A 26,928-nucleotide genomic window follows, 5' to 3' on the forward strand; every position below is an offset into this window, starting at 1 on the left:
ACCGCTCCACCGCTCCACCGCCGGCATACCGCCCGAACCCGCGCAGCACCACGGTCGCGGCCGGGCCGGCGCCCGGCGTGAGGTCGGACATCCGCACCGCATCCTGCTCGCGGTGCGGATGTCGGCTTTCCGGACGCCATCGGTCGCAGCCCATTCGACCGTGCCGGTCCCGCAACCGGGCCGGTCCCGCAACCGGGCCGGTTCCGGCGCCGGAACCGGCCGCGGCCGGTCACTCGACCGGCAACCGGCTCCGCTCCAGCAGCCAGGCCGCGATCCGCTCGCCCGCCGACACGCCCTGTGCGGTCAGTGCCTCGACGTGCGGCGCCGACCAGTTCGTCTCGGCCAACTCGCCGTGCCCCGGCCGCACCCCGGCGTCCGCCGCGCGCAGCAGTTCGATGTCCAGGAGCGAGTCGCCCGCCGCGAACACCGCGTCGGCACCGGCGCGCCGGGCGACCTCGCGCACCGCGTCGCCCTTGGTCAGTGCCTCCGGAACGAGGTAGAGCTTGCGGCCCTGGAGCGAGACGCCGTAGCCGCGCTCGGTCGCCCACTCGGTCGTCTCGGGCACGAACTCCGGCGGCAGCTGCGCCCGTTCCACCACGAGATAGGTGAACAGGTCCTCGGCCACCCGGAGTTTGTGGGTCCACTCGGGAAGGGCGACCCGTTCCAGATGGGCGACCACCTCCGGCAGCGGAGCGGCGTTCTCGGCCAGGGTCTTGCGCACTCCCGCATGCCAGTCCGGGTCGCTCTCGCCGTGCACGAGCAGGTGGCCGCCGTTCGCGCAGATCGCGAACTCCGGCGCCCGACCCGGCAGCACGATCCGGCCGTACTGCTCCCGGGTGCGCGTGGTGGTGGGCACGAACGTGGTCCGCTCGGCCAGTTCGCCGAGCAGCGCGACGGCCTCCCGCGTCACGAACGAGATCGGCGCGCCCTCGTACTCCTCCACGCACACCAGCTCGGGCGTCGGGTCCGTCGCCGCCAGGCCCAGCCGGGCGGCGGCCCGGGAGTAGACGAGGGTGCGGTCCAGGTCGCTGGCCACCACGACACTCACGCGTCGCTCCCTTCCCGGCGAAAGCCGGGTTTGACCAGACCGACGCACGAGTACGGCAGGTCGTCCACGTCGATCACCGGAACCCCGCGTTGTGCGGCGAGCATCCGCACGTGGTCCAACTCCGCGCCCACGCCCTTGCGGGCCAAGATCTGCCACGGGACCCGGCGCAGCAGCACCCGCGTGGTCTCACCGACGCCCGGCTTGATCAGGTTGATGTTGTCGATCTCGTACTCGGCGCCGATCCGCTCGACCGCACGCCATCCCTCCCAGGTCGGCGATCGGTCGCTCGCGGCCAGTATCGGCTGATCGCGCGCGACGTCCTCGGCCACCGCGGCGAACCGCTCGGCGACGGAGTCCAGGAACAGGCCGGAGACGTCGGCGTCGGCCAACTCGGCGTAGAACTTCGCGCCGTGGAACTCGTCCGGGCCGATCAGGTCGTCCCGCAGCACGGTGCGCGAAACCAGCCCGGACACCGTCGAGTTCAGGCACGCGGACGGGATCAGGAAGTCGTCGCGGGTGCCGTAGGTGCGTACGCACGAGCCCGGGTCGGCGAGCACGGCCAGTTCCGGGTCGAAGCGCATGCCGGTGGTCTCGGCGGTCAGATCCAGCGCGTCGGACAACTCCCGGGTGATCGCGCCCTTGCCGGTCCAGCCGTCCACGAAGACGATCCGCGACGGGTCGAACTCGCGCCCCAGCCAGCGCAGCGCGGTGGCGTCGATGCCGCGTCCGCGCACGATGGACACGGCGAAGTGCGGCAGGGTCAGACCGTGCGCGCGCCGGGCCCAGCGGCGCATCAGCACGCCCACCGGGGTGCCGGCGCGGGCGAGCGAGACCAGCACCGCGTCCCGGCCGCGTTCGGCCAGGATGGTCTCGGTGACCACACCGACCGCGTGCGCGATCCGGTCCGCCGAGGCGTCCAGCGCCGCGTGGAACAGCGCCTGGTACTCGGGGGAGGGCTGGTACTCGATCGGCAGCGACTCGGCGTAGTGCGCGCCCGCGTGCTGGATCGCCTCCTCGCGCTCCTCCAGCGGTGCCTCCAACTCCACCGCGGACAGGTCCTTGAGCAACCAGGCCACCTCGTCGGCGGCGTAGGAGGAGAACGCGGGCCCGTACAGCGGGTCCGGCAGTTTGCCGGTGTCGTGCCCTTGCGGGCTCGGCTGGTGGTTCATGACCTGCGCACCTCGGGGGTGAAGGAGGGGACAACGAGCAGACCGACGTGGTCGGTGACCCGGGACAACACGTCCAGCAGCCCACCGGGCGCGTGCAGTTCCGGGGTGTCGGCGACCGAGTCGACGACGATCAGCACCTCGTCGAAGCGTCGTGCGGGGTCGGTGCCGGCCGCGACGTTGTACGCGTAGCGGGCGCCGGGACCGTCCGACGGGTCGTCGTGGGCCGGGAATTCCAATCGGGTGCGGATCGCGTAGCCGGGGTCGTCGACCGCGAGCACCGGTGAGCGGGTCGTGGTCGAGTAGCGCACCTCGACGTCCGCCGCGACGTGTTCGGCGAGCGCGCGGGCCAACCGCAGCGGCGTGTACATCAGTTCCTCGAAGCCGAGCACCAGGATCCGCCGGCCGAGCACCTGTTCGGCCAGCGCGGCGCCCAGCGCGGGCAACGCCCGCTCCAGCGCGTCCTGATCGGCCTGGGTGAAGCCGTGTCGGCCGCCGTCGGGCAACCCGGCGGGCCAGTCCAGGTCGAGCGTGCGCACGATGCCGGGCGAGCCGCCGCCGGCCCGGCCGCCGTGGTCGTGCTCGGCCACCAGCGCGGTGCCCCGCGCGAGCACGTCCTCGGGCAGTTCGACGGTGCCCGCGGCCAGGGTCACCAGGTCCACCCGGGAGCCGAGTTCGGCCGCGAACACCTCCATCTCGGCCCGGTCGGCGGGACCGCGCACATCGATCAGCGCCGCGACCACGTAGTGCGCACGCGGCGCCACCGTGTGCAGCGCCCGGATGGTGTTGGCGATCGTGCGTCCGGTCGAGAGTTCGTCATCCACCAGTACCAAGGGGCCGGTCCCGGTCAGGAATTGCGGATCGCGCGGCAGGAGCAGATGCGAGGTGGCGTGCGAGTGCTCCTCCTCGAACGCACCGAACCGCGCGACGCCGGCCACCGACCGGCGGGTCGAGTGCAGGTAGGTCGCCCCGGGCAGCGCCTCGGCCACACAGTGGCCCAGGCCGGTCGCGGTCTCCGCGTAGCCGAGCACCACCGGCGTCGGCTCGCCGGTCAGCACGCTCGCCACCCGCGCGCCCAACTCGCGGCCCGCGTCGTGGACCACCGCGGGCAGTTGCGGAACGTGCTTGCCGAGCACGGTGGACACCAGCAGGTGGGCCCGGCGCGGGTTGCGCCGCAGGGCGAGCCCGACCAGCGTGGCGAGCCCCTCCCCCGCGAGCGTCACGTCGAGTCGCTCGGCGACCCAACTCCCCGACCAGGTTTCCATCCGATGTTCACTCAACGCACGAACCCGCTTCCCTCGGTACCCGATCGAATCCCACCACCGCGGGGCACCCGCCCCGTCGGCTCCTTCATCCCGCGCCGGTGCACTCCATGCCGGCGGCGAGCAGGTCGACGAAGGTGACCTCCTCGTTCGCGACGCCGAACGCCTGCGCCCGGCGCACTATCGCCTGGGCCCAGGCCCGGTGCGGCTTCACCTCGTTCATCTTGTTCGTGTACGCCGAGCGCAGCACCCCGCCGCCGGCCGCGCTCTCGGCCAGGATGTCGGTGGCGTCGCAGTACTCCTCGTGGGTGACCACCGACATCGCGTGGATCACCGCCACGTGGCTGGGGTGGATCGCGGTCTTGCCGAGCAGGCCGTTGGCCTTGTCCAGTTCGAGTTCGCGGATCAGCCCGTCCAGGTCGGCCGAGATCAGCCGGGTGCGCAGCTCGACCGCCTCGTCCGGGTCCTCGGCCTCGGCGAACGGGGTGCGGCGCAGCTGCGGCTTGAACAGTCGCTCGCCCTGGGGGAAGTACTCCCACACCGGTCCGCTGATCACGTATCCGGTGCCGTCCGCGCGGCCGAACACGTTGACGATGTCGCCGATCAGGCCGGCCACCAGCAGCACGTCGTACGCGGTCAGGTCGCGCGAGCGGCGCAGCGCGTACGCGGACTGGAAGTCGGTGGCCCCGATCCGCACCGCGAGGATCTTGTCCCGGTGCGCGGCGACCAGCTCGGCGAGTTCCGCGAGCACCGTGCGCCGGTGTTCGAGGTAGGCGATCGAGGGCGATTCCAGCACCGGCATCGCGTACAGCCGGCGTCCGCTGAGCGCGATCGCCTCGTCCAGGGCCTTGAGGTAGCGCGTGCCGCTGTCCGGCTCGAACTTGGGCAGCACGAATCCGGACAGCACGCTCAGGGTGTCGCCGAGCCGCTCGGTCAGGTCGGTGATCTGCTCGGGGTGGCGGACCCGGATGAACAGCAGCGGGCCCTCGACTCCGGAGCGGGCGAACGCGGCCAGTTGCTCGACCAGGTTCTGCTCGGCGCCGACCACCTCGCGGTCGTCGATCGAATCCTCCAGGCACAACACCATCGAGGTCACACCACGGGCGGCCTGCTTGACGATGTCCACCGCGAGCGTGCCGCGCGTCGCGGGGCTGTACAGCGTCGCGCCCAGGGCCGCGGCCAGGACCGCGGGGTCGCTGTCCCGGTCGAAGCTCTCCGGCGGGCGGTGGAACAGATGATCGCGGACCGCATCGTCCAGGTAGCCGAAATGCCGCATCGTGATCTGATCCCCCTCGACTGACGGTGGTGGTGGCAAAGGCGCGTCGGGGCGGGAACCCGTACGCGCCCTGGGTGTATCCAAATAGGCGCATTCGCGCCGCGCCGGTGAGCCGCCGGCAGGCGACTGCCTACGGTAACCGAAAAGCAAAATCGAAGGCGTACGATCCGGTTATAGGACCATGTGTTCACACAATCGTCACGAGCCTGACCCACGTTGAGCGCGACTCCTTCGGGACGGCAGGATGGGCGCATGACCCAGGTGATGTCCAAGGGAGCGAATACGGCCCTCCCTGCCCGGTCCGTGCGCGTGGTCCTCGAATGGCGGCCGGGAGCCGGTGTTCCGGACATGGACGCCTCGGCCCTGCTGCTCGGCGCGAACACCAAGGTGCGCGACGACAACGATTTCGTTTTCTACAACCAGCCCCGGCATCCGTCCGGCACGGTCGTGCACGAGGGCAAGAACACCGCCCCGAACCGCTGCACCGACGGCGTCCGGGTGGATGTCGCCGCGCTCGGCAGCGACGTGCAGCACGTGATCGTGGCCGCGTCCGCGGACGGCGGCACGATCGGCTCGGTTCCCGGCCTCGTCCTTCGACTGTACGACGCCGACGGCGGCGGCGAGCTGCTCAACTTCCCGATCGGCGGAGCCACCACCGAGACGGCGTTCGTCTTCGGCGAGATCTACCGGCGGGCCGACCAGTGGAAGTTCCGCGCGGTCGGCCAGGGTTACGCGAGCGGTCTCGCGGGCCTGGCGACCGATTACGGCATCAGCGTCGACGACGAACCCGGCGCACCGACGCCGGCCCCCGTGCCGACTCCGATGCCGCTGCCGCCGGTGCACCAGTCCCCGCCGACCGCCCCCGCCCCGCCGCCGCGACCGGCGTTCCACGACGGCCCGCCCGCTCCGCCCGCCCATCAGGAACCGGCCCCCACCGCCGTCCTGCCGCAGTACGGCCAGGGCACGTTGCCCGCACCGCCCGCGCCGCAGCAGCCGTCGCAGCCGCAGGGCGTGCTGCCGATCTCCGGCAACACGCCGTACGGCGGCGCCCCGATGCCGCCGCCTCCGCCGCGCCACGACGGCCCGATGATCCCGCCGCCCCCGGCCCCGCACACGATCGGCGGCCCGCCGCCGGGATACCCGCACACCCCCTCCGGCGGCGCGCCGGTCCCACCGCCGCCCGCGATGGGCGGCACCCCGCCACAGGCCCCGGGCACGCCCGCGCACGGCATGGCCTTCCAGACCCCGCCGGGCGTGATGCACATGCCCCCGGGCGGCCCGCAGCTGCCCGCGCCGGGCCACTACTCGCCGGCCCACGGCGTCCCACAGCCGCCCGGGCCGTACACGCCCTCGCACGGCGCTCCCATGCCGCCGCACGGGACCACTCCGCCCCAGGGCATGGGCATGCCGCCCCAGCAGCAGTACCAGGGCACCCCGCCGCAGGGTCAGGGCGGCCCGCCGCAGCTGCGCCGGCTGGACTCACCGCCGCAGGGCCCGCAGTTCCAGGGCTGAGCCGGTACGTCGTTCCCGGAGGCCGCCGCGCGTGGCGGTCTCCGGGGACGACGACCCGACCGGGCCGACTCACCTCACCCGGCCCGGCTCACTTGTAGCCGCGCGCCCACAGCAGGCCCCACCCGTACTCCCGGTCCAGCTCGGCCTGGTATCCGTGCACGTAGCGCACCTCGCGCCGGACCACGATCTCGTCGCCGTGGTTCTCCACCACCGCGACCGCACACGTGTGCGCCTCGCGGGCGTGCTCGTCCAGCCGCACCTCGATCGGCAGACCCGCGTTCGGGAACAGCGTGACCACACCGTTGACCTGGTCGAACGCCGGGATGCCCTCGTAGATGTAGACGAAGATCAACAGGCGGCGCACATTGCGCGCCTGGTCGACATTGATGAACAACGTCTCACCCGACGCCGATCCGGACCGGTCGTCGGTGTCCAACCGGACATAAGGCGGCTGGCTGAACGCCCCGTACAGGTTGCCCAGCGCCTGGACCACGCCCTTGGAGCCGTCGCTCATCTCCCACAGGCAGCCGAGGTCGAGGTCGATCTTCTGCGGCAAGGGCGGCGCCTGCACCGCCAGGGGCTGGAACAGGCCGCCGCTGCGCTGTCTCGGCGGCGCCTCCTCGACCTGCGGGTTCCAGTGCAGGTTGACCCGCAGCGTCCCGGTGGCGGAACCGGCCTGGGTCAGTGAGACCTCGGGCGTCGAACGAGTCAGCGCGACCTTGTGCCCGCCCTGCTCGGGCTCGCGCTCCATCAATCCCCGACGCCAGTCGAAAAGCGGCATCAAGCCCTCCCTGATCCCCCGGCCCGCACGCGTACGCGTAGTGGCGGCTTCAGTACACAACATAACCGGGCGCGAAAAAACCGGTACCGCGCCCGAATCGTGCTCGGGCGCGGTACCGGTCGCGGGTCGCGCGTCAACTGCGACCGACGGCTAGGCGTCGACCTTGGCCGCTTCGCTGTTCTGCCCCGGAACGTGTCCGATCCGCTTGTTGCGCATGATCGACGAGATCAGCGCGAGGCCGATGAAGCCGACCCCGACCACGCCGGTGATCACCTCGTGGATCTCCCACTTGATCGACACCAGCAGGATCGTCGCCAGGGCGCCGATCGCGTACATCGCGCCGTGCTCCAGGTACACGTAGTCGTCCAGCGTGCCCTGGCGCACCAGGTAGACCGTGAGCGACCGGATGTACATCGCGCCGATACCCAGACCCAGCGTGATCATCAGCAGGTCCTGGGTGATCGCGAACGCACCGACCACACCGTCGAAGGAGAACGACGCGTCCAGCACCTCGAGGTAGAGGAACATGAAGAACGCGGCCTTGCCGGCGGCGAGCTGCACGGGCTTGGGGCCGCTGCGCCCCTCGGCCTTGGCCGGCTCGGCGTTCTCCTCGGCCTCGTCCTCTTCATCGTTGATGTGCGCCAGCGTGCCGTGCGTCTCGAAGTAGTCCGAGAGCCCGCCGACGCCCAGGTACGCGATCAGGCCGAGCACGCCGGCCACCATGACCGTGCCCTCCTTGTGCGGGGGCGAGAGCGTCTGGGCGACGACCACGAGCGCGATCAGCGCGATCAGCGTGGAGAGCACGTCGAAGTTGCCGAGCTTGCCGGTGAACCGCTCCAGCGGGCCGATCCACTTGTGCTCGCGCTCCTCGTCGAACATGAAGTCCAGGAAGATCATCAACAGGAACAGGCCACCGAAGGCGGCGATCGCCGGATGCGCCTCGTCCAGATGCTGCGCGTAGGTCATCCCGTCGATCATCTTGTCGTCGTGGAACGCGAGGTCCACGACGTCCATCGGGCCGATTCCGGCGGTCAGGCTCACGATGAGCAGCGGGAAGACGAGCCGCATGCCGAAGACGGCGATCAAAATGCCGATCGTCAAGAACATCTTCTGCCAGAAGGCATTCATCTTCTTGAGGATCGTGGCGTTTACTACAGCGTTGTCGAAAGACAACGAGATCTCGAGGATCGACAGGATCAGCACGATGCCGAATCCGGTCGCCCCCCAGAAATATGCGGCGACGGCGAGACCGACTGCCGTCACGCCGAACGACCAGCCGAACGTACGGATTACCACGGATGAGGTCCTTATCTACCTGGGGATTGCATCTCCGGGTGGGTCATCAGGAAGACCGGCCCTCATCCCCCACCCGAGAGACCTCGGGAAAGGTGTCAGGGCCGGCCCCACCGGGTGACCGACCCTGACACAACGTCAGTACGTACTCATTGCACGCTGACGCCGAAGTCGAGTGCGATCCCCCGCAGGCCCGAAGCGTACCCCTGCCCTACCGCGCGGAACTTCCACTCCCCCTGGTAACGGTAAAGTTCTCCAAAGATCATGGCAGTCTCGCTTGACGCATCCTCGGTCAGGTCGTAACGAGCCAGCTCGTTGTTGTCCGCCTGATTCACGATCCGGATGTAGGCGTTGCGGACCTGTCCGAAGGTCTGCCCGCGCATCTCGGCGTCGTAGATCGAGACCGGGAAGACCACCTTCTCGACCTGCTCGGGGACGGCCATCAGGTCGACGAGGATCACCTCGTCGTCGCCGTCACCGTCGCCCGTGAGGTTGTCGCCGGTGTGCTCGATCGAACCCTCGGGGCTCTTGAGGTTGTTGTAGAAAACGAAATAGTCGTCGCCGAGCACCTTGCCCGCACCACCGCACAGCAGCGCACTCGCGTCCAGGTCGAACGAGGCGCCCGTGGTGGCACGCGCGTCCCAGCCCAGACCCACCAGCACATTGGTGAGATTGGGTGCGGCCTTGCTCAGCGAGACGTTTCCGCCCTTGGCGAGGGTGACCCCCATCGATTCCTCCTGATCGTCGTACATTCGCTTCAACCTTGCCACGCCCCCGACCCGGCGGGACCCCCTTTTTGCACAGCTCAAGGCGTGCACAGGCGCATATTCGACCGCGGTGCGCGCGACGCCACCGAGTCCGGGACGGCGAACGCCCGCCGACCGCGGGTGCGGTCGGCGGGCGTTCGTGATGTCTCGCCTGTCAGACGTTGACTCCGAAGTCCTTGGCGATGCCGCGCAGGCCCGAGGCGTAGCCCTGGCCCACCGCGCGGAACTTCCACTCCGCGCCGTTGCGGTACAGCTCGCCGAAGACCATCGCGGTCTCCGTGGACGCGTCCTCGGTGAGGTCGTACCGGGCGAGTTCCTTGTTGTCGGCCTGGTTCACGATGCGAATGAACGCGTTGCGGACCTGGCCGAAGCTCTGCTGGCGCGTCTCGGCGTCGTAGATCGAGACCGGGAAGACGATCCGCTCGACATCCGCCGGAACACCCGCCAGGTTGACCTTGATCGCCTCGTCGTCTCCCTCGCCCTCACCGGTGGTGTTGTCACCGGTGTGCTCGACGGAGCCGTCGGGGCTCTTGAGGTTGTTGAAGAAGACGAAGTGCCCGTCCGACGGCGCCTGACCACTTCCGTTGAGCAGGATCGCGCTCGCGTCGAGGTCGAAGTCCGTGCCGGTGGTCGTACGCACATCCCAGCCCAGGCCGACCAGAACAGCGGTGAGGCCCGGAGCCTCCTTCGAGAGCGAGACGTTGCCGCCCTTGCTCAGGCTGACGCCCACGAGTCCTCCAAAGGTTCATGGAGCAACTGGTGCCCCGGAATTTTCGCCTACAGACGTGACAACGCGCCGATCCTAGTCAGGAGTTCCTGACCGGCGGGAGTCTCGCCGCGGCATGGGTACCCCGACCCGGCCCGACCTACGCCCGAACCGGCCGGAGAACCCCCGACCGCGCACCGAATCGAACGATCAGACGCTCGCGAGCGCCTTGAGGTACTCCGCCTCGTCCCGCGCGTCCGGGATCGCGTTGACCACGCTCCACTTGATCACGCCCTCCTTGTCGATGACGAAGGTCGCCCGCACGGCGCAACCCTTGTCCTCGGCGAAGACGCCGTACGCCTGCGCGACCCCGCCGTGCGGCCAGAAGTCCGAGAGCAGCGGGTACTCGTAGCCCTCCTGCTCGGCGAACACACGCAGCGAGAACGGCGCGTCGCAGGAGACGGCCAGGACCTGCACGTCGTCGTTCTGGTAGTTCGGCAGATCGTCCCGCAGCGCACACAGCTCACCGGTGCACACGCCGGTGAACGCGAACGGATAGAAGACCAGCAGGACGTTCTTCTCGCCACGGAAGTCCGCCAGCCGAACAACCTCGCCGTGCTGGTTCTTGAGCTCGAACTCGGGGGCCTTGCTACCGATCTCGACGGCCATGATGCGATCTCCTTGTCCCAGGCGACGTCCGCCTCTCAGCGGCGAGCCTAGTCGGGGCCCGGAAAGCCCCTCGGCCCGGCCGGCCCCGATCCCGAGCCGACCCGCGACCCCTTCGGCCCAGGCTGCCCGCCGGGCTCAGGAACGGGGGCGGGTCAGGGTCGGGAGGAGAGCGGTCATCCGGCCGACGCCGCCCAGGGCGGTGGCGGTCAGGCGCAGGGCCGGGCCGCCCGGGAGGCCGGGGACGTGGTCGAGGAGCGGGGCCAGCGCGAGCAGGCCGGGCAGGTTGTGCGGCTTGAGTTCGCGCCGGGCCAGCAGGGCCGGGACGGCCCGGCGGCCCGCGGAGGCGTCCAGCAGCAGGGCGGCGGAGCGGGCCTCGACGGCGGGCAGGCCGGGGCGGCCGGGCGGGAGCGGGAAGACCTCCCAGCCGACGCCCTCGGTGCCGGGCGCGGCGAAGCCCCAGCCGCCGCCGGGTATGGCCAGCCCGGTTCGGGCCCGGACGCCGTGTCGGGCGGCGAGCGCGCCGGTGATGTCGGCCAGGGCCAGCACCCCCGCGTCGAGCAGCACGGCAGGTGGTTCGCCGGCTCCGCACGGGGCCAGGTCGAGCGCGTGCACGGCCAGTTCGTAGGCGATCGCGCCGAGCTGGGTGAGCAGCGGCACCGGGCCGACCTGGGAGCCGGTGCGGGCCAGGGCCAGGGTCGGGTCCTGTGCGGTCGCGTCGAAGGCCGCGGCCAGCCGGGCCCGCCCGTCGTCGAGCGCGGCCAGCAACTCCGCGGCCGTGGCCTCGCGGTGCGTGTCGACCAGGCGCGCGTTGACGTCGTCCTGATGCATCGGCGCGGCATCAGGGGCACGTCGACCGCCGGCCTCGGCGAGCAGGCGAGCCAGCAGCGGGGCCTCGGGCCAGGACGCGAGATGGCTGATCACGGCCCGCCCGTCCCAGCCCGCCAACCGAGAGGGCGCGTCCGGATCGACCCGCACAACCAGATCACGAAAGCCATCCCAGGCGGCAAGGGCCCGCCCCCGCTGCACGGCGACGGACATGGAGGCGACACCCCACGGCCCACTCACAATCGACGACATGCCCGCATCCTCCCCCCATCCCCCCACCCCAACGCCGCCCCCCACCCCAAAACCCACACCCCCCGGCACGTCAGCGCCCACCCCGAACGCCTACCCCCGGCGCCCACCCCCAGTCGCGTCAGCGCCCCCGACCCGCGCCCCCCACGCGATCGACGCGCGAAGCGCGGAGAGCGGCGGAGCCGCAAACCCAAGACTTCGTGACCCGGAGCGAAGCGCAGGGACACGAAGTCACGAGCGAGGGGCCACTTTTTTCTCTCCCCCGCTTCGCTCCTCCGAGAAAAAAGTGGTGCCTCGCGAGCCGGCGCCGAAGGCGCCCAACAAGCAGCAGCGCCGCACCCCCGACTCTGACGCCCCCGCTTCGCCACACCAACGACCCCCTCGCCCCGACCCACCGCACCCACCCCCGCGCCCCCGCGCCCAAGGCGCCCAACAATCAGCAAGACCCCGACCGGTGACCAAATCACCGCTCGGGGTCTTGCCATTCGTCTGCTTACCGCAGTGGCATCGGATCACTTCTTGCCGCTGCGCACCGCCTTGGGCGATACCAGACGGGTCGCCGACCAGTCCTTGACGGCGCCGAAGCTCGTCGTGCGGGCCAATCCCGCAGTCGGCGCGGCCTCACCGATATCCGAGGGTTCTACATATCCGTCCCGGCCGGTCTTCGGGGTCAGCAGCCAGATATGGCCACCATCCGTGAGCGTGGCGAGGGCATCCACGAGGGTGTCGACGAGGTCGCCGTCATCCTCGCGGAACCACAGCAGGACGACGTCGGCAACGTCTTCCTCGTAGTCCTCATCGACGAGTTCGTTGCCGGTGAGTTCCGCGATCTCCTCGCGCAGCTCCTCGTCCACGTCGTCGTCGTAACCGAGCTCCTGGACCACCTGTCCGGGCTGGAACCCAAGTCGAACGGCCGAGTTGGCCCGTTCTTCCGCGTGGTCCGCGGTCGCGCTCACGAATTAACCTCCCTTGTCCGGCCCCACAACGCTTCGGGGCTCACGCGCGTAAGTCCACACGCGCCAGGCTGTTCGCGCAAGTACCCAGGTCACGTACTCGCGCAAACGCCACACCACGCCCTGTGCGGAAGCTACCCCGACCAGGTGTGGATCACGCAACGTATTCGAGGGTCCAGCGTGACAGACGAAAACTCACCAGGTTCGCCGGGGCCGTCCGGCGGCCGGATCCGCACCGCCCGCCCGCTCGATCACCGCGTCCGCCCCGGGGATCACCAGCCCGGTGTGCCCGTCCTCGAACCGCACCACGTACGGCGGCGCCCCGTCCGGGCCCCTGACCTCGACGATCTCCCCGAAACGATCCCCACGACCGACCGTCTTCCCGTGCACGTGGAGCCGGTCGCCAATTCGTGCCTGCATCAGCTTTGACCTCCCTGTCGAACGGGTGCGAAACCACTCACACCCTCCCAGGGAACTACGCCAGTGCGTTGTGCGTAAGACAGTCGGCGTAAGGTCTTGGAGGTTCACGGTTGCATCACCCCGCAATCGCGAACCGCCGCGTGGAGCGTCCGGCGACAGTCGGACGATCAGGGCAGCTCCGCTCCTTTCGCGGTAACCGAACACGGATCGGGCTCGGTGGATGAGATGCAGGCGGGCACCCCGCCGGTCCATTACCGGTCGGTAGAGATGACGGATCCAACGTCCGGGTACCACGATGGGGACGGCGCGACACCGCTCAGGGTGGTCGACCCCGCTCTCGCGGGGAGGGTCCCCATCTACCGATAAGGCGAAGGAACAGCGTGGCTTCCGGACGAGAGCGCTTCTCGATCATCAGCGACGGCCTCCCGAGCCAGCTCCCCGACATCGATCCGAACGAGACCGGGGAATGGCTGGAGTCGCTGGACGCAGTCATCAACGAGCAGGGCCGCCAGCGAGCCCGCTACATCATGCTCAAGCTGCTCGAACGGGCCCGTGAACGACAGGTCGGCGTGCCGGCTCTGCGCAGCACGGACTACATCAACACGATTGCCCCGGAGAGCGAGCCCTGGTTCCCCGGCGACGAGAACATCGAGCGGCGCATCCGTGCGTTCGTCCGGTGGAACGCCGCGATCATGGTGTCGCGGGCGAACCGCCCGGGGCTCGGGGTCGGCGGTCACATCGCCACCTACGCGTCCTCGGCGAGCCTGTACGAGGTCGGCTTCAACCACTTCTTCCGCGGCAAGGACCACGGGGAGTCGGGCGACCAGATCTACTTCCAGGGACACGCGTCCCCGGGCATCTACGCACGTGCCTTCCTGGAGGGACGCCTCAGCGAGGCGCAGCTCGACGGTTTCCGCCAGGAGAAGTCGGCCGCCCCGAACGGGCTGCCCAGCTATCCGCACCCGCGGATGATGCCGGACTTCTGGGAGTTCCCGACCGTCTCGATGGGCCTGGGCCCGCTCGGGGCGATCTACCAGGCCCGGTTCAACCGGTACCTGCACAACCGCAACATCAAGGACACCTCGCGCAGCCACGTCTGGGCCTTCCTCGGCGACGGCGAGATGGACGAGCCCGAGTCGCTCGGCAACATCGGCCTGGCCGCCCGTGAGGAGCTGGACAACCTCACCTTCGTGATCAACTGCAACCTGCAGCGCCTCGACGGTCCGGTGCGCGGCAACGGCAAGATCATCCAGGAGCTGGAGTCGTACTTCCGCGGCGCCGGCTGGAACGTGATCAAGGTCGTCTGGGGTCGCGACTGGGACCCGCTGCTGGCCCAGGACACCGACGGCGCGCTCGTGAACAAGATGAACACGACGCCCGACGGCCAGTTCCAGACCTACGCGGTGGAGTCCGGCGCCTACGTGCGCGAGCACTTCTTCGGCGACGACGCGCGGCTGCGCCGGATGGTGCAGGACCTCTCCGACGAGGACATCCAAAAGCTCGGTCGCGGCGGGCACGACTACCGCAAGGTCTACGCGGCCTTCAAGTCGGCACGCGAGCACGTCGGCCAGCCGACGGTGATCCTGGCGCAGACGGTGAAGGGGTGGACGCTCGGCCCGAACTTCGAGTCGCGCAACGCCACGCACCAGATGAAGAAGCTCACCAAGTCGGACCTGAAGGCGTTCCGCGACCGGCTCTACCTGCCGATCTCGGACGAGCAGCTCGAAGGCGACGTCCCCCCGTACTTCCACCCCGGTGAGAAGTCCGAGGAGATGGAGTACATGCGCGAGCGGCGCGCCGCGCTCGGTGGTTCGCTGCCGCGGCGGCTGGACCGTTCCAAGCCGCTCAAGCTGCCCGGCGACCCGGTCTACAGCGTGCTGAGGAAGGGCTCGAAGCAGCCGGTCGCCACGACGCAGGCGTTCGTGCGCCTGCTCAAGGACCTGATGCGCGACTCCGAGATCGGCAAGCGCTTCGTGCCGATCGCGCCGGACGAGTACCGCACCTTCGGCATGGACGCGATGTTCCCGACCGCGAAGGTCTACAACCCGCACGGGCAGACCTACGACTCGGTGGACCGTGAGCTGCTCCTGTCCTACAAGGAGTCGGCGCAGGGCCAGATGTTGCACGACGGCATCTCCGAGGCCGGTTGTGTGGCGTCGCTGATCGCCGCGGGCTCGACGTACTCGACGCACGGCGAGCAGATGATCCCCGTGTACGTCTTCTACTCGATGTTCGGGTTCCAGCGCACGGGCGACCAGTTCTGGCAGATGGCCGACCAGCTCAGCCGCGGCTTCGTGCTCGGCGCCACGGCCGGTCGCACCACGCTGACCGGCGAGGGCACCCAGCACGCGGACGGGCACTCGCAGCTGCTGGCCTCGACCAACCCGGCCTGTGTGGCGTACGACCCGGCGTTCTCGTACGAGATCGCGCACATCGTCAAGGACGGTCTGCGCCGGATGTACGGTCCGGACGCCGAGGACGTCTTCTACTACATGACGGTCTACAACGAGCCCATCGCGCAGCCGGCGGAGCCCGCGAACGTCGACGTGGACGGCATCCTCAAGGGTCTGTACCTGTACCAGGAAGGTCCCGCCAAGGAGGGCGCGCTGCGTGCCCAGATCCTCGCCTCCGGTGTCGGCATGCCGTGGGCGCTGGAAGCGCAGAAGCTGCTCGCCGAGGACTGGAACGTGGTCGCCGACGTGTGGTCGGCCACGTCCTGGAACGAGCTGCGGCGCGACGCGGTCGCGGCGGAGGAGCACAACCTGCTCCACCCCGAGGCCGAGCCGCACATCCCGTACGTGACCCGAGTACTCGACGGCCGACCCGGGCCGGTGGTGGCGGTCAGCGACTGGATGCGGGCCGTCCCGGACCAGATCTCGCGCTGGGTCCCGGCCGACTTCGCGTCGCTGGGCACCGACGGCTTCGGCTTCGCGGACACCCGCGGTGCGGCGCGGCGCTTCTTCCACGTGGACACCGAGTCCGTCGTGGTGGGCGTGCTGTCCGAGCTCGCGCGGCGCGGCGAGATCGACCCGAGCGTGGTTTCGAAGGCGATCTCCCAGTACCAGCTCCTGGACGTCAAGGCGGCCGGCGTGGGTACGGTCGGCGGCGACGCCTGATCGGCAGGTAGTGCGGCCGTGGCCCCGATCCGTTCGCGGACCGGGGCCACGGCCGTTGTCGCCGAGCCCTCGGGCCGTACCTGCCGAGCCTTATTTGCCGAGCCTTCGACATGGCCCCGGGTCTAGACTCTGCGGGCCGGCCGCGGGACTTCGGCTGCGACTTTCGGAATCGCCTCTTAAGCGTCACTTCGCTGTTCGCGCCTCCATTCCCCGGCCGGCGTCAGCTTTTGTCCGGCCGAGGGGATGCGTCGTGGACCGCCGGGACCTGGCCGCGTGCGAAGACGTGGTGATGTTCGTCAACGCGGCGGTGACCGCCACCGGCCAGCGTGAGTTCCGCGACGACGCGGACGCACAACGGTTGTCGGTGCAGTTCCTGCACGAGTACATCGCGGGCAACTACCGCGAGCTCTACGCCGCCACCCTCGCGCTGGACATCAACGACTTCAACGCGGCCCTGATCGTCCGGCACCTGCTGGAGAGCAGCCGCGACCTGACCCCCGAGGTGCGCCGCCGCGAGGGCGAACTGATCGCGCGCCGGCTGGAACTGATGGCCCCTCAGCGGGTCTTCAAGCTCTTTCGGGAACTGGCCCGACGCGGCGTCAACAATCGGCGTACGCGCGCGATCATGCGCGACTGGACGGCGGGTCGTCGTGATCCGGTCTTCGACGCGGTGAAGTACCGGTCCGGGGTGAAGGCGACGATGCGGCACGCGCATCTGCGTGCGCCCGCCGAGACCGGCACGTTCCTGTTCACCGCGACCCGCAGGGTGGCCGCCTTCGACACGCCGCTGTTCGAGACCTGGCGACGGGCGCACTACGCGCAGAGTGCGCTGTACGACCTGCCGTACACCGTCGCCGAGGGGCTCGCGTCCAAGCACGGCATCAAGCGTGCGACGTTCCTGGAGAAGATCGCCCCGCAACTGACCCGGCTGGAGCGGCTGCGCCTGCAGGGCGCCGGCGAGCGGGCCGGGGTCGGCGCGGTGCAGGCGGAACTCGGCCGGATGCCTCTGACTCGGCTGGCGTCCTACGTGTTGTCCCTGACCCGTGCCCAGCGCACCGCCCGATACGACGAACTGCGGCAGGCGCTGACCGAGTCCGCACGTCGTGCGGCGGGGGATGCGGCGGGGTCCTGGGGCCGGGTCGTGGCGGTGCTCGACGACAGCTTCTCCTCGTTCGGGTCGACCACGAAGCGACAGCGCCCGCTGGCGGTCGCGCTGGCCTGTCGATTCCTGCTGAAGGCACTCGCCCGGGACTTCACCGGTCTGTGGACCTCGGGACTGCACGACCCGCTGCTGGTGCGGCCCAGCGGCCCCACGCCGCTGGGCGAACGGCTGATCGACGCGCTCGAACTGGCCCCGGACCGCCTGGTCGTGGTCTCCGACGGCTGGGACAACAGCCCGCCGGGACTGGCCGCCGAGGTGCTGCGGGTATGGCGCGAGCGGTTGGATCCGGACGGGGCGACCACCGTGGTGCATCTCAATCCCGTGTACGACGCGGACGGCTTCGACGTGAAGCGGTTGTCGGCGAGCGTGCCGACGGTCGGGGTGCGCGACGCGGAGGACGTGCCGGCGCTGGTCGAGTTGGCCCGGTTCGCCGAGGGCCGGGCCGGCTTCGCGGAGTTGCGGCACTACCTGGCGGATCGTCAGGACCGGTTCCGGGCCCGGAAGGCGGCGGTATGAGCGGCGGATTCGCGGCGACCGGGCTGGTCGCCCGGCCCGCACAGGTGTGGGGCGCGATCCGGCTGGTACCGCTCGTGCGCGAGGAGCCGCTGGTGGGCCTGCGGCTGGATCGGCGCGTCTACGACGCCGGTGACGCCTCGATCGTCGATGTCGGCGACGGCACCTGCTACCAGTCCTTCATCCCGCACGCGTTCGTGGCGTCCTGGGGCCCCGACGCCGACCCGTCGGCGGCCTTCGGCACCCAGCTCCAGGAGCGGCCGGCGACGCCTTCGAGCGCGAGGATGCGGGCGCCCAGGCGGGCCTTGCGGCGAATGGCCCACCGGGAGAGCAGCAATCGGCTGCGGTTTCTGCCGATGCACCTGGCCCTGGAGGGATATCTCTCGTTGCACTTCGGCGGGCCGTCGATCGTGTGGGAGGAATGGACCGACCAGGCCGTGCGCAAGGGGTTGTCGCCGCGCATGGAGGAGGCATTCTGCGGGTGTGCCGTGCGCGGACTGGCCGACGCGCTCAAGGTGTTCGAGATTCATCCGGGCCAGTGCGGGGTCGCGCTGTACGTCGCGGACACGCTCGCGAGCGTGTTCGTGGTGCCGCATCCGGCCGACTACCGGGCGCTGCACACGACGCTGCTCGAAGACCTGTACGGCGAGGTGCTGTTCCACTACGCCAACTACGTCGAGGCGGTACCGGATTTCGTCGTGGGGATCGCGAGCGAACGGGTGTCCTCGCTCGCGGACCTGCGCCGGGAGACAGCCGAGCAGTCCCTCGCGTGGGAACGATTCCACCGGCGGATGTTGGCCGGTCTCACCGGCGAGGGCGCCTACACGAGTGAATCGGTGTACCGGATGGGGTCGTTCGAGCTCACCCGTTTCCTGCCCTCGTTCCGGCTCGACGAGGAGAACCACATCGGTGAGCGGATCACCCACGAGGACGGCCGGCTCGCGTACTGCAAGACGTTTCGGCTGTCCCCGGCACAGACTCGCAGGGGTCACCTGCTCGCGACCCTGCGTGCGCACGAGTGGGATCTGGTCGCGACCGCGGCCGCGTTGCGCACGACGCCGTCCGAGTTGACTCGCCGGATCCGCGAATCGGGCTTCGACGGGCTGCTCCGGCCGCACGTGGCGGACCGGCTGGAGCGCGAGGGACGCCGACGCGGCTGAGGCCGCACCGCGCCGAGCGCGGGGCGGCCTCAGGCACGGGTCCGGCCCTGTCCTAGTCGCGGTCGTTGAAGGTCGCCGTCATGTCCGGGTAGCGCGCCCCGGTGACCTGCCCGGCGATCGGTTCGAGTGCGGCCAGTTCGGCCTCGGTGAGCACCAGGTCGACCGCGCCCACGTTCTCCTCCAGGCGGTGCCGCTTGGTGGTACCCGGAATCGGCACCACCGACAGGCCCCACGCCGCGGTGCGCGAGTGCACCCAGGCGAGCGCGACCTGTGCCGGGGTGGCGCCGTGGGCCTCCGCGATCGCCCGCACCGGCGCCAGGATGGCCGCGTTCGCGGCGGCGTTGTCGCCGGTGAAGCGCGGCTGGAAGCGGCGGAAGTCACCCTCGGGCAACGTGTCGGCGGTGGCCCACGCACCGGTCAGGAAACCCCGCCCGAGCGGCGAGTAGGCGACCAACGCCGCGCCCACCTCGCGAGTGGCCGGCACCACGCTGTCCTCGATGTCGCGGGTGAACAAGCTCCACTCGGACTGCACGGCGGCGATCGGGTGCACGGCCGCCGCCGCGTGCAGCTCCTTGGCCGTCACCTCGGACAGGCCCAGATGCCGCACCTTGCCCTCGCGCACCAGCTCCGCCATCGCGCCGACGGTCTCCTCGATCGGCACCCGGACGTCGCGGCGGTGCATGTAGTACAGGTCGATCACGTCGGTGCGCAGCCGGCGCAGGCTGGCCTCGGCGGCCTGCTTGACGTAGGCCGCGTCGCCACGGATCTCGCGCTCGCCCTCGGGCGTGACGTTGATCGCGAACTTGGTGGCCAGGGTGACCCGCTCGCGCCGGCCGCCCTCGGCGAGGAAGGCGCCGAGCAATTCCTCGTTGGTGTGCGGGCCGTACATGTCCGAGGTGTCGAACAGGGTGACGCCCAATTCGAGGGCGCGCTCCAGGGTGGCCACCGACTCGTTGTGCTCGGCGCCCGCGTAGAAGGCGCTCATGCCCATGCAGCCCAGGCCCTGGGCGAAGACCTCGGGGCCCCGGTCACCCAGCCTGAGAGTGTTCGTCTTCGTGGTGCTCATCGTCGTTACTCCGCTCCGCGTCCGCGTACATCTCGATCTTGTGGTCGATCACGAGCAGGCAGCTCTGCAGGTCGCTGATTCGGTTGCGGACCTCCTCGCGGTGGTCCTCCAGCAACTCTCGGCGAGCGGGCCGGGTCTCGTCGCCCTGGCGGACCAGTTCCGCGTAGCGGAGCATGTCCGCCACCGGCATCCCGGTCAGCCGCATCTTGCCGACGAATTCCAGCCAGTCGAGGTCGTGGTCGCTGTAGCGACGCCGACTCCCCCGCCCGTTCCCGTTGCCTCCCGTCCGGGGCCCCTGCCGGTTCACGTGCCGCATCAGGCCGATCCGCTCGTACCAGCGCAGCGTGTGCGCGGTCAGACCGGTGCGCTCGGCCACTTCGCCGATCGAGTACTTGCCGACCTCGTAGTCCTCGGGTGCGGTGACCTGCTGCGTGGCCGACATGGTGGAGCCTCCGGTGGGAAGCCCGCCCCGATGGGCGGGCACGAGACGAACGCTACGGAGTTGGAGCGCACTCCAAGCAAGCCCGAGCCTTCACGCGAGCGTCAACCCCGCGTGCATCTCCCACACGAGCACCTCGGCCGGACCGTCCGGGAAAGCGGTCAGCCGCTGCCCTCCGGCATCGGACAGGCGCACCGCGTCACCCGCCGCGAGCGCCCCGGCGCCCTCCAGGTCGACGATCCCGCGGGCGACGAACACGTGCACGAACGGCGCGTCCGGCAGTGTCGCGGTGCCGCCGGCGGGCAACTGCGCCACGTGCAGCGCGGCGTCCTTCTGGTGGATCCGGATCGCCGCGTCGTGCCCGGGCCGCCCGGACGCGATCGGCACCAGGCCGCCGCGCTCCAGTTCGGTGCGCACGTCCTGCTGCTGGTAACCCGGAGTGATCCCGTCCTCGTCGGGAGCCACCCACATCTGCACGAAGTGCACAGGGTCCGACGAGCCGGCCGCGTCGTTCTTCTCCGAGTGCAGAATGCCCCGGCCGGCGCTCATCCGCTGGGCCAGGCCCGGGTGGATGATCCCGTTGTGGCCCTCGGAATCCTGGTGCACCAGGGAGCCGGAGAGCACCCACGTGACGATCTCCATGTCCCGATGCGGGTGGGTGTCGAAGCCGGTACCCGGAGCGACCACGTCGTCGTTGCTGACCAGGAGCAGCCCGAAATGGGTGTTGTCCGGCGCGTAGTGGCGACTGAAGGAGAAGCTGTGGTGCGAGTCGAGCCAGCCCGCACGCGTGTGGAAGCGTTCGCCGGCCCGGCGCACGTCGATGGTGGTCATGCCCGCTTCAACCACGGACCGGGCGCGGGCTGTTCCCGCGACGCGCCCGGGCCGGCGGCGCCCGATTGCCGGCGGATCGCCCGGAATCCGACCCCCATCACCGAGGGTGAACGGGCCCGTTGATATCGTTCGCGCGTCGGCGGCCGGTTTGTCGCCGACGGCGTCGAACGCAGCGAAGTCCGGTGGGATCCCGGCGCTGTCCCGCAACCGTGATGCCCCGCCCGGACGCCCGGGAGGTCGGGGACGAGCCGGGTCGCCTCGTTCGCGCCGACGACATCGGCCTCGCAGGAGGGGCGATCCGTCTCCACGGGTCCCGACGCCTGCCGCGTCGAAGGACCTGGAGTCTTCGTTGAGATCCGTACCCCTGCTTCGTTCCGCCGCCGTGCTGCTGCTCGGCGCGCTCGTCCTCACCGGTTGCGGTGACTCGGACGACTCGAAGGACGACAAGACCCAGGGCACGCCGGCGGCGACCGGCACCTCGGCCGGGTCGGGTCCCGACACCAAGGCATTCCCGGCGACCGTGGACTCCGGCGGCGCCAAGGTCACCATCGCGAGCGCCCCGAAGAAGATCGTCTCGCTCGCGCCCAGCGCCACCGAGATGTTGTTCGCGATCGGCGCCGGCGGCCAGGTCACCGCGGTGGACGACCAGTCGAACTTCCCGGCGAGCGCGCCCAAGACCAAGCTGTCCGGCTTCAAGCCGAACATCGAGGCGATCACCAACTACACCCCCGACCTCGTGGTCGTCTCGGACGACATCGACGGCCTTGTCGCGTCCTTGAGCAAGCTGAAGATCCCGGTCGTGCTGACGCCTGCGGCGAAGACCTTCGACGACTCGTACGCGCAGCTGACCACGCTGGGCACGGCCACCGGCCACGCCAAGCAGGCCGGCGAGGTGGCGGCGAAGATGAAGAGCGACATCGCGGCCGTCGTCGCGGCGACACCCAAGCCGGCGAAGCAGCTGAGCTACTTCCACGAGTTGGACAACACGCTCTACACCTCGACCTCCAAGACCTTCCTCGGTCAGGTGTACGCACAGTTCGGCCTGAAGAACATCGCCGACGAGGCGGACAAGGCCGGCACCGGCTACCCGCAGTTGTCCGCCGAGTACCTCGTGCAGGCCAACCCCGATCTGGTCTTCCTCGCCGACACCAAGTGCTGCGGCCAAAACGCCGCCGAGGTGGCCAAGCGGCCGGGCTGGGACCGGGTGACCGCGGTGCGCAAGGGCGGCGTGGTCGCGCTCGACGACGACATCGCCTCGCGCTGGGGCCCGCGCGTGGTGGACCTGGTCCGGGCCGTGTCGGAGGCGGTCACCAAGGCCGGCGCGACGCAGGGCTGACGGCCGGCTCGTGCGGGATCTCCTGCCCATGCGATCCCGACCGGCGGTACTGCCCCTGCTCGGCGCGGGCGTACTGCTGGTCGGCGTCGTCGTGCTCGCCCTGAGCGTCGGGGCGGCCGATCTGCCCGCGAGCGGGGTGCTGCTCGCGCTGCTGGACAAGCTGCCCTTCGTGCACCTCGACCACGGCCTGTCCCCGGTCCAGTACGCGGTCCTGATGGACCTGCGGCTGCCCCGCGTGCTGGCCGCGGTGACCGTGGGCGGGCTGCTGGCCATCGCCGGCGCCGGCTATCAGGGCGTCTTTCGCAACCCGCTGGCCGATCCGTACCTGCTCGGCGCCGCCTCCGGCGCCGGGCTGGGCGCGACGCTGGTGATCGTGTACGCGGACGGGAACAGCGTGGGCGGGATCCCGGTGGTGCCGCTCGCCTCGTTCGTCGGCGCGATGGGCGGCGTGCTGCTCGCCTACGGGCTCGGCGCGAGCACCAGCCGCTCCGACGGCACCGCGAACCTGGTCCTGGCCGGCGTCGCGGTCGCCCAGTTCCTGGCCTCCGCGCAGACCTACGTGCAGTCCGCCAACACCGACGAACTGCGCCGGATCTACTCGTGGATCTTCGGCAGGTTGTCCGGGATCGGCTGGGCCGACCTGCGAATGATCCTGCCGTACGCACTGCTGAGCACCGCGGTGCTGCTCCTGCACGGACGCCTGCTCGACGTCATGTCGGTCGGCGACGAGGAGGCCGCGGGCTTGGGCGTACGGGCCGGCCGGGTCCGCCTGGTGGTGCTGCTCGCCGCCTCCCTGGCCACCGCGTCCGCGGTCGCGATCAGCGGCCTGATCGGCTTCGTCGGCATCGTCGTGCCGCACATCGTGCGCCGCTTCGTCGGCGGCAGCTACCGCCGTGTCCTGCCCATGTCGCTACTGTGCGGCGCGGCGTTCCTGGTGCTCACCGACCTGCTCGCGCGCACGATCACCGCACCCGGCGAACTGCCGATCGGCGTGGTCACCGCGTTCGTCGGCGCACCCTTCTTCGTGTTCGTGCTGCGCGGCACCCGCAAGGTGGACGTGTGAGCGCCCGCCTGGTGCTGCGCGACACCGGCGTGGACCGCGACCGGGTGCCGGTGCTGCGCGGGGTGGACGCGGACGTCGAACCCGGCGAGTGGCTCGCGGTGATCGGCCCCAACGGCGCGGGCAAGTCCACGCTGCTCAAGGCGGTCGCCGGGCTGCTGCCCTACCTGGGTTCGATCAGCGTGGCCGGCCGCCCGGTCCGCGAACTCACCCGGCGCGAATTGGGCCGCGGCATCGCCTACACCGCGCAGAGCCCGGTGGTGCCGGCACAGATGCCGGTGCACGAGTACATCCTGCTCGGCCGCACTCCGCATCTGGGCTATCTGGCCCGGCCGGGCCGGCGTGATCGGGCGATCACCGACGAGGTGATCGAGCGGCTGGACCTGGGTGCGTTCGCCGGCCGCGACGTGGGCCGGCTCTCCGGCGGCGAGCGGCAGCGGGTGGTGCTGGCCCGGGCGCTCACCCAACAGGCGCCGGTACTGCTCCTGGACGAGCCGACCACCGCGCTCGACCTGGGTCATCAGCAGCAGGTGCTGGAGATCGTGGACGGGCTGCGCCGCGACGACGGCCTCACGGTGCTCACCACACTGCACGACCTGGGCGTCGCCGCGCAGTACGCGGACCGGCTGCTGATGCTGGTCGACGGGCGCCCGGTGGCGTCCGGGTCGGCCGCCGAGGTGCTCACCCCCCGGTCGATCGCCGAGCATTACCAGGCCCGCGTATCGGTGGAGCCGGGTCCGGACGGCCGCCCGCGGGTGCACCTGGTCCGACCGGGGCACGCGGGCCGGGACGCCGCCGAGGGGTCCGCGTGAGCACGCTGCCGCGGCCGCGCGAGACACCGGCCGAACTGCTGCGCCCACGCACGGTGTGGCGCGACGAGGACGGCACCCGCCGCCCGGCCCTGGTGTGGCGGGCCGGCCCCGACTGGCGGATGGCCTCCTCCGCGCTGCTCGGCGGCGGCATCGGCGAGCGCGCGTGGGTGCTCAACCTCCAGGTCCGACCCGGCTACGACCGGATGGACCCGGTCGCCCACCTGGCCGAGGTGGCCGCGCCCCTGGGCCTGACCGGAGCCGGAGTCGGCCTGATGACCGCCGCCGACGTCACCGCCTGGACGCACGGCGCCGACGAAGGCGTCGAGGCCGCGGTCACCACCGGGATCGGCATCCCCACCTGGGCCGCCGCCCCGGTCCCGGGCCGCCCCGGCGCACCGCCCCCCGGCACGATCAACATCCTCGCCGCCATCCCCGCCGCCCTCTCCGACGCAGCCCTGATCAACGCGGTGGCCACAGCCACCGAGGCAAAGGTCCAAGCCCTCCTCGACGCCGGCTACGCCTGCACCGGAACCCCCTCCGACGCGCTCTGCATCGCCGCCCACACACCGAATCCGTCCCGACCGACGGAACCCTTCGGCGGCCCACGCTCCCTATGGGGCGCCCGCCTGGCCCGAGCGGTGTACACGGCGGTACTACGCGGCGCCCTCGCCGACCGCCACCGCAGACACACCACCCCAAATCCACCCCCACCCCAAAAACGCTGACCCCCACAACGCAACCCCCCGAAGCGGCACCCACCCCCACCCACCAGAGCAACACCCCGGTACAGAACCCCATCCCCGCCCCACCCCCGTCACCCTCCGCCCTCACCCCACCCCCACCACCCACCCCCGTCACGTCCGCCCCCCACCACCCACCCCCGTCACGTCCGCCCCCCACCGCCAGCCCCCGTCACGTCCGCCCCACCCACCGCCAGCCTTCGGCGCGTCCGCCCCACCCGGCGGCGCCCACCCCCAGGCGCGTCAGCGCCCCCGACCCGCGCCCCCCACGCGATCGACGCGCGAAGCGCGGAGAGCGGCGGAGCCGCAAAACCAAGACTTCGTGACCCGGAGCGAAGCGGAGGGACACGAAGTCACGAGCGAGGGGCCACTTTTTTCTCGGAGGAGCGAAGCGGAGGAGAGAAAAAAGTGGTGCCTCGCGAGCCGGCGCCGAAGGCGCCCAACAAGGGGGTCGCCCAAAAAAAGCCCACCCCTCGCGAGCCGGCGACGAAGTCGCCCCACAGCCGGAGGATGATGGCCCTGTGAGTTCCAAGCCCGATTTGCGCGCCGCGACCGTCCGCAGGCTGGAGAAGTCCGCCGGCGCACTGGCCGGAGCGGCGCTGGCCAGAATGGACGAGGCACTCCCCTGGTACCGGAACATGCCCGCCGACAACCGTTCCTGGATCGGCCTGGTCGCCCAGGCGGGTATCTCCGCGTTCACCGAATGGTTCCGGCATCCGGAGACCCCGCAGAAGGTCAGCGCCGACGTGTTCGGCACCGCGCCGCGCGAGTTGACCCGCACCATCACGCTGCCGCACACGGTGGAGTTGATCCGCACCACGATCGAGGTGGTCGAGGCCGAAATCGCCACGCTTGCCGCGCCCGGCTACGAACAGGCGCTGCGCGAGGCACTGTTGCTGTACTCCCGCGAGATCGCCTTCGCCACCGCGCAGGTGTACGCGCACGCCGCCGAGACGCGCGGCGCGTGGGACGCGCGACTGGAGGCGCTGGTCGTGCACTCGCTGCTGCGCGGCGAGGCGGACGAGGGCATCCTCTCCCGCGCCTCGGCGCTGGGCTGGGGTTCGCCGGACTCGGTCATGGTGGTGGTGGGCAACGCACCGGACGCGGACACGCAGGCGGTGGTGGACGGCATCCACCGGGCGGGCCGACACGCCCGACTCAACGTGCTCACCGGTGTCCAGGGCGAACGGCTCGTGGTGATCCTGGGCGGCACCGACGATCCGATCCGGGCCACCCGCTCGCTGATCGGCCAGTTCGGCCCGGGCCCGGTGGTGGTCGGCCCCGAGGTGCCGGACCTGCTGGCCGCGGTGCGCTCGGCTCAGGCGGCGATGTCGGGACACCGGGCGTGCGTCGCGTGGCCGGATGCTCCGCGCCCGGTGTCCGCCGACGATCTCCTGCCCGAGCGGGCGCTCGCGGGTGACGAGGAGGCCCGGGAGCAGTTGGTGGAGGAGATCTACATACCTCTGCACGCGGCGGGCTCCGCACTGTTGGAGACACTCTCCGTGTACCTGGAGCAGGCGGCGAGCCTGGAGGGGGCCGCCCGAATGCTCTTCGTACACCCGAATACCGTGCGCTACCGGCTGCGACGCGTCGTCGACGTGACCGGACTCGTGCCGACGGAGACCCGTTCCGCATTCACCCTCCAGGTCTCGCTGATCCTCGGCCGGCTCGCCGCAATCGAGATCTAGTCGAGACTATTTTGTAGGAAACCCACAAAGTCACCATCGGATCTTCGTCCCTGCCGATAAGGGGCTCAGACCCCCCGC

At 70.6% G+C, this 26,928-nt stretch carries 22 protein-coding genes and 1 pseudogene; 9 read left to right on the forward strand and 14 right to left on the reverse strand.

What is annotated here, in order from left to right; genetic code table 11:
* Positions 1–229: 229 nt before the first annotated feature.
* The 3 genes and pseudogenes from ACZOOI_RS07645 to ACZOOI_RS07655 all read right to left on the reverse strand — a co-directional run bounded on the left by ACZOOI_RS07645 (position 230) and on the right by ACZOOI_RS07655 (position 4,752).
* Complete coding sequence (locus tag ACZOOI_RS07645) at positions 230–1,048, reverse strand: HAD family hydrolase (protein WP_465280032.1); 819 nt, start codon at positions 1,046–1,048, stop codon at positions 230–232.
* Positions 1,045–3,479: pseudogene (locus tag ACZOOI_RS07650) on the reverse strand (phosphoribosyltransferase). The gene ACZOOI_RS07645 and the pseudogene ACZOOI_RS07650 overlap by 4 nt, the downstream one beginning before the upstream one ends.
* Positions 3,480–3,564: 85 nt before the next feature.
* Complete coding sequence (locus tag ACZOOI_RS07655; RefSeq protein WP_465280033.1) at positions 3,565–4,752, reverse strand: HpcH/HpaI aldolase/citrate lyase family protein; 1,188 nt, start codon at positions 4,750–4,752, stop codon at positions 3,565–3,567.
* Between the two features lie 252 nt (positions 4,753–5,004).
* Here ACZOOI_RS07655 and ACZOOI_RS07660 point away from each other — a divergent pair, with 252 nt between their 5' ends.
* Positions 5,005–6,264 (forward strand): TerD family protein, encoded by a 1,260-nt coding sequence (locus ACZOOI_RS07660; protein WP_465280034.1) that lies wholly within the window; start codon positions 5,005–5,007, stop codon positions 6,262–6,264.
* Positions 6,265–6,352: 88 nt separating this feature from the next.
* Here the strand turns inward: ACZOOI_RS07660 and ACZOOI_RS07665 are convergent, their stop codons facing one another.
* The 8 genes from ACZOOI_RS07665 to ACZOOI_RS07700 all read right to left on the reverse strand — a co-directional run bounded on the left by ACZOOI_RS07665 (position 6,353) and on the right by ACZOOI_RS07700 (position 12,927).
* Complete coding sequence (locus tag ACZOOI_RS07665) at positions 6,353–7,045, reverse strand: Tellurium resistance (RefSeq protein WP_465280035.1); 693 nt, start codon at positions 7,043–7,045, stop codon at positions 6,353–6,355.
* Between the two features lie 150 nt (positions 7,046–7,195).
* The gene (locus tag ACZOOI_RS07670) at positions 7,196–8,341 is read right to left on the reverse strand and encodes a DUF475 domain-containing protein (RefSeq protein ID WP_465280036.1); all 1,146 of its coding nucleotides are present in this window, start codon (positions 8,339–8,341) and stop codon (positions 7,196–7,198) included.
* A gap of 146 nt (positions 8,342–8,487) precedes the next feature.
* On the reverse strand, positions 8,488–9,066 hold the full coding sequence (locus ACZOOI_RS07675) for a TerD family protein (RefSeq protein ID WP_026219140.1): 579 nt from the start codon (positions 9,064–9,066) through the stop codon (positions 8,488–8,490).
* A 193-nt stretch (positions 9,067–9,259) separates the two neighbouring features.
* Positions 9,260–9,835 (reverse strand): TerD family protein, encoded by a 576-nt coding sequence (locus ACZOOI_RS07680; protein WP_391581430.1) that lies wholly within the window; start codon positions 9,833–9,835, stop codon positions 9,260–9,262.
* A 186-nt stretch (positions 9,836–10,021) separates the two neighbouring features.
* A complete protein-coding gene (locus tag ACZOOI_RS07685; protein WP_020554992.1) occupies positions 10,022–10,480 on the reverse strand; it encodes a peroxiredoxin in 459 nt (152 codons plus the stop codon).
* A 135-nt stretch (positions 10,481–10,615) separates the two neighbouring features.
* A complete protein-coding gene (locus ACZOOI_RS07690) occupies positions 10,616–11,557 on the reverse strand; it encodes a maleylpyruvate isomerase N-terminal domain-containing protein (RefSeq protein ID WP_465280037.1) in 942 nt (313 codons plus the stop codon).
* Between the two features lie 509 nt (positions 11,558–12,066).
* Positions 12,067–12,510 carry a DUF3052 domain-containing protein gene (locus ACZOOI_RS07695; protein ID WP_026217985.1) on the reverse strand — a complete coding sequence of 148 codons (444 nt, stop codon included), beginning with the start codon at positions 12,508–12,510 and terminating at the stop codon, positions 12,067–12,069.
* A 192-nt stretch (positions 12,511–12,702) separates the two neighbouring features.
* Positions 12,703–12,927, reverse strand: coding sequence for a DUF1918 domain-containing protein (locus tag ACZOOI_RS07700; protein ID WP_465280038.1), 225 nt, complete (start codon positions 12,925–12,927; stop codon positions 12,703–12,705).
* Positions 12,928–13,307: 380 nt separating this feature from the next.
* Here ACZOOI_RS07700 and aceE point away from each other — a divergent pair, with 380 nt between their 5' ends.
* From aceE to ACZOOI_RS07715, 3 genes are all read left to right on the forward strand, one after another.
* On the forward strand, positions 13,308–16,043 hold the full coding sequence (gene aceE / locus ACZOOI_RS07705) for a pyruvate dehydrogenase (acetyl-transferring), homodimeric type (RefSeq protein ID WP_465280039.1): 2,736 nt from the start codon (positions 13,308–13,310) through the stop codon (positions 16,041–16,043).
* 289 nt (positions 16,044–16,332) lie between these two features.
* Positions 16,333–17,721: a hypothetical protein gene (locus ACZOOI_RS07710; protein ID WP_465281140.1), complete on the forward strand. Its 1,389-nt coding sequence runs from the start codon at positions 16,333–16,335 to the stop codon at positions 17,719–17,721.
* On the forward strand, positions 17,718–18,878 hold the full coding sequence (locus ACZOOI_RS07715; RefSeq protein WP_465280040.1) for an ARPP-2 domain-containing protein: 1,161 nt from the start codon (positions 17,718–17,720) through the stop codon (positions 18,876–18,878). Before ACZOOI_RS07710 ends, ACZOOI_RS07715 begins: the two co-directional genes overlap by 4 nt.
* Before the next feature lie 52 nt (positions 18,879–18,930).
* Here ACZOOI_RS07715 and ACZOOI_RS07720 read toward each other — a convergent pair whose 3' ends face one another.
* The 3 genes from ACZOOI_RS07720 to ACZOOI_RS07730 all read right to left on the reverse strand — a co-directional run bounded on the left by ACZOOI_RS07720 (position 18,931) and on the right by ACZOOI_RS07730 (position 21,214).
* Positions 18,931–19,944: an aldo/keto reductase gene (locus ACZOOI_RS07720; RefSeq protein WP_465280041.1), complete on the reverse strand. Its 1,014-nt coding sequence runs from the start codon at positions 19,942–19,944 to the stop codon at positions 18,931–18,933.
* A complete protein-coding gene (locus ACZOOI_RS07725; protein WP_465280042.1) occupies positions 19,907–20,386 on the reverse strand; it encodes a MerR family transcriptional regulator in 480 nt (159 codons plus the stop codon). Before ACZOOI_RS07725 ends, ACZOOI_RS07720 begins: the two co-directional genes overlap by 38 nt.
* Positions 20,387–20,476: 90 nt before the next feature.
* Complete coding sequence (locus tag ACZOOI_RS07730) at positions 20,477–21,214, reverse strand: pirin family protein (RefSeq protein ID WP_391581423.1); 738 nt, start codon at positions 21,212–21,214, stop codon at positions 20,477–20,479.
* A 349-nt stretch (positions 21,215–21,563) separates the two neighbouring features.
* Between ACZOOI_RS07730 and ACZOOI_RS07735 the strand changes: the two genes are divergently transcribed.
* The 5 genes from ACZOOI_RS07735 (at position 21,564) to ACZOOI_RS07755 (ending at position 26,850) form a co-directional block, all read left to right on the forward strand.
* Positions 21,564–22,550, forward strand: coding sequence for an ABC transporter substrate-binding protein (locus tag ACZOOI_RS07735; RefSeq protein ID WP_465280043.1), 987 nt, complete (start codon positions 21,564–21,566; stop codon positions 22,548–22,550).
* Between the two features lie 28 nt (positions 22,551–22,578).
* Positions 22,579–23,613, forward strand: a complete 1,035-nt coding sequence (locus tag ACZOOI_RS07740) for a FecCD family ABC transporter permease (RefSeq protein ID WP_465280044.1) — start codon at positions 22,579–22,581, stop codon at positions 23,611–23,613.
* On the forward strand, positions 23,610–24,422 hold the full coding sequence (locus tag ACZOOI_RS07745) for an ABC transporter ATP-binding protein (RefSeq protein WP_465280045.1): 813 nt from the start codon (positions 23,610–23,612) through the stop codon (positions 24,420–24,422). Before ACZOOI_RS07740 ends, ACZOOI_RS07745 begins: the two co-directional genes overlap by 4 nt.
* Positions 24,419–25,147, forward strand: coding sequence for an adenosylcobinamide amidohydrolase (locus tag ACZOOI_RS07750; RefSeq protein WP_465280046.1), 729 nt, complete (start codon positions 24,419–24,421; stop codon positions 25,145–25,147). Before ACZOOI_RS07745 ends, ACZOOI_RS07750 begins: the two co-directional genes overlap by 4 nt.
* A 536-nt stretch (positions 25,148–25,683) precedes the next feature.
* The gene (locus tag ACZOOI_RS07755; protein WP_465280047.1) at positions 25,684–26,850 is read left to right on the forward strand and encodes a PucR family transcriptional regulator; all 1,167 of its coding nucleotides are present in this window, start codon (positions 25,684–25,686) and stop codon (positions 26,848–26,850) included.
* The last annotated feature ends 78 nt before the right edge of the window (positions 26,851–26,928 follow it).

The organism is Embleya sp. L77 (assembly GCF_055557415.1).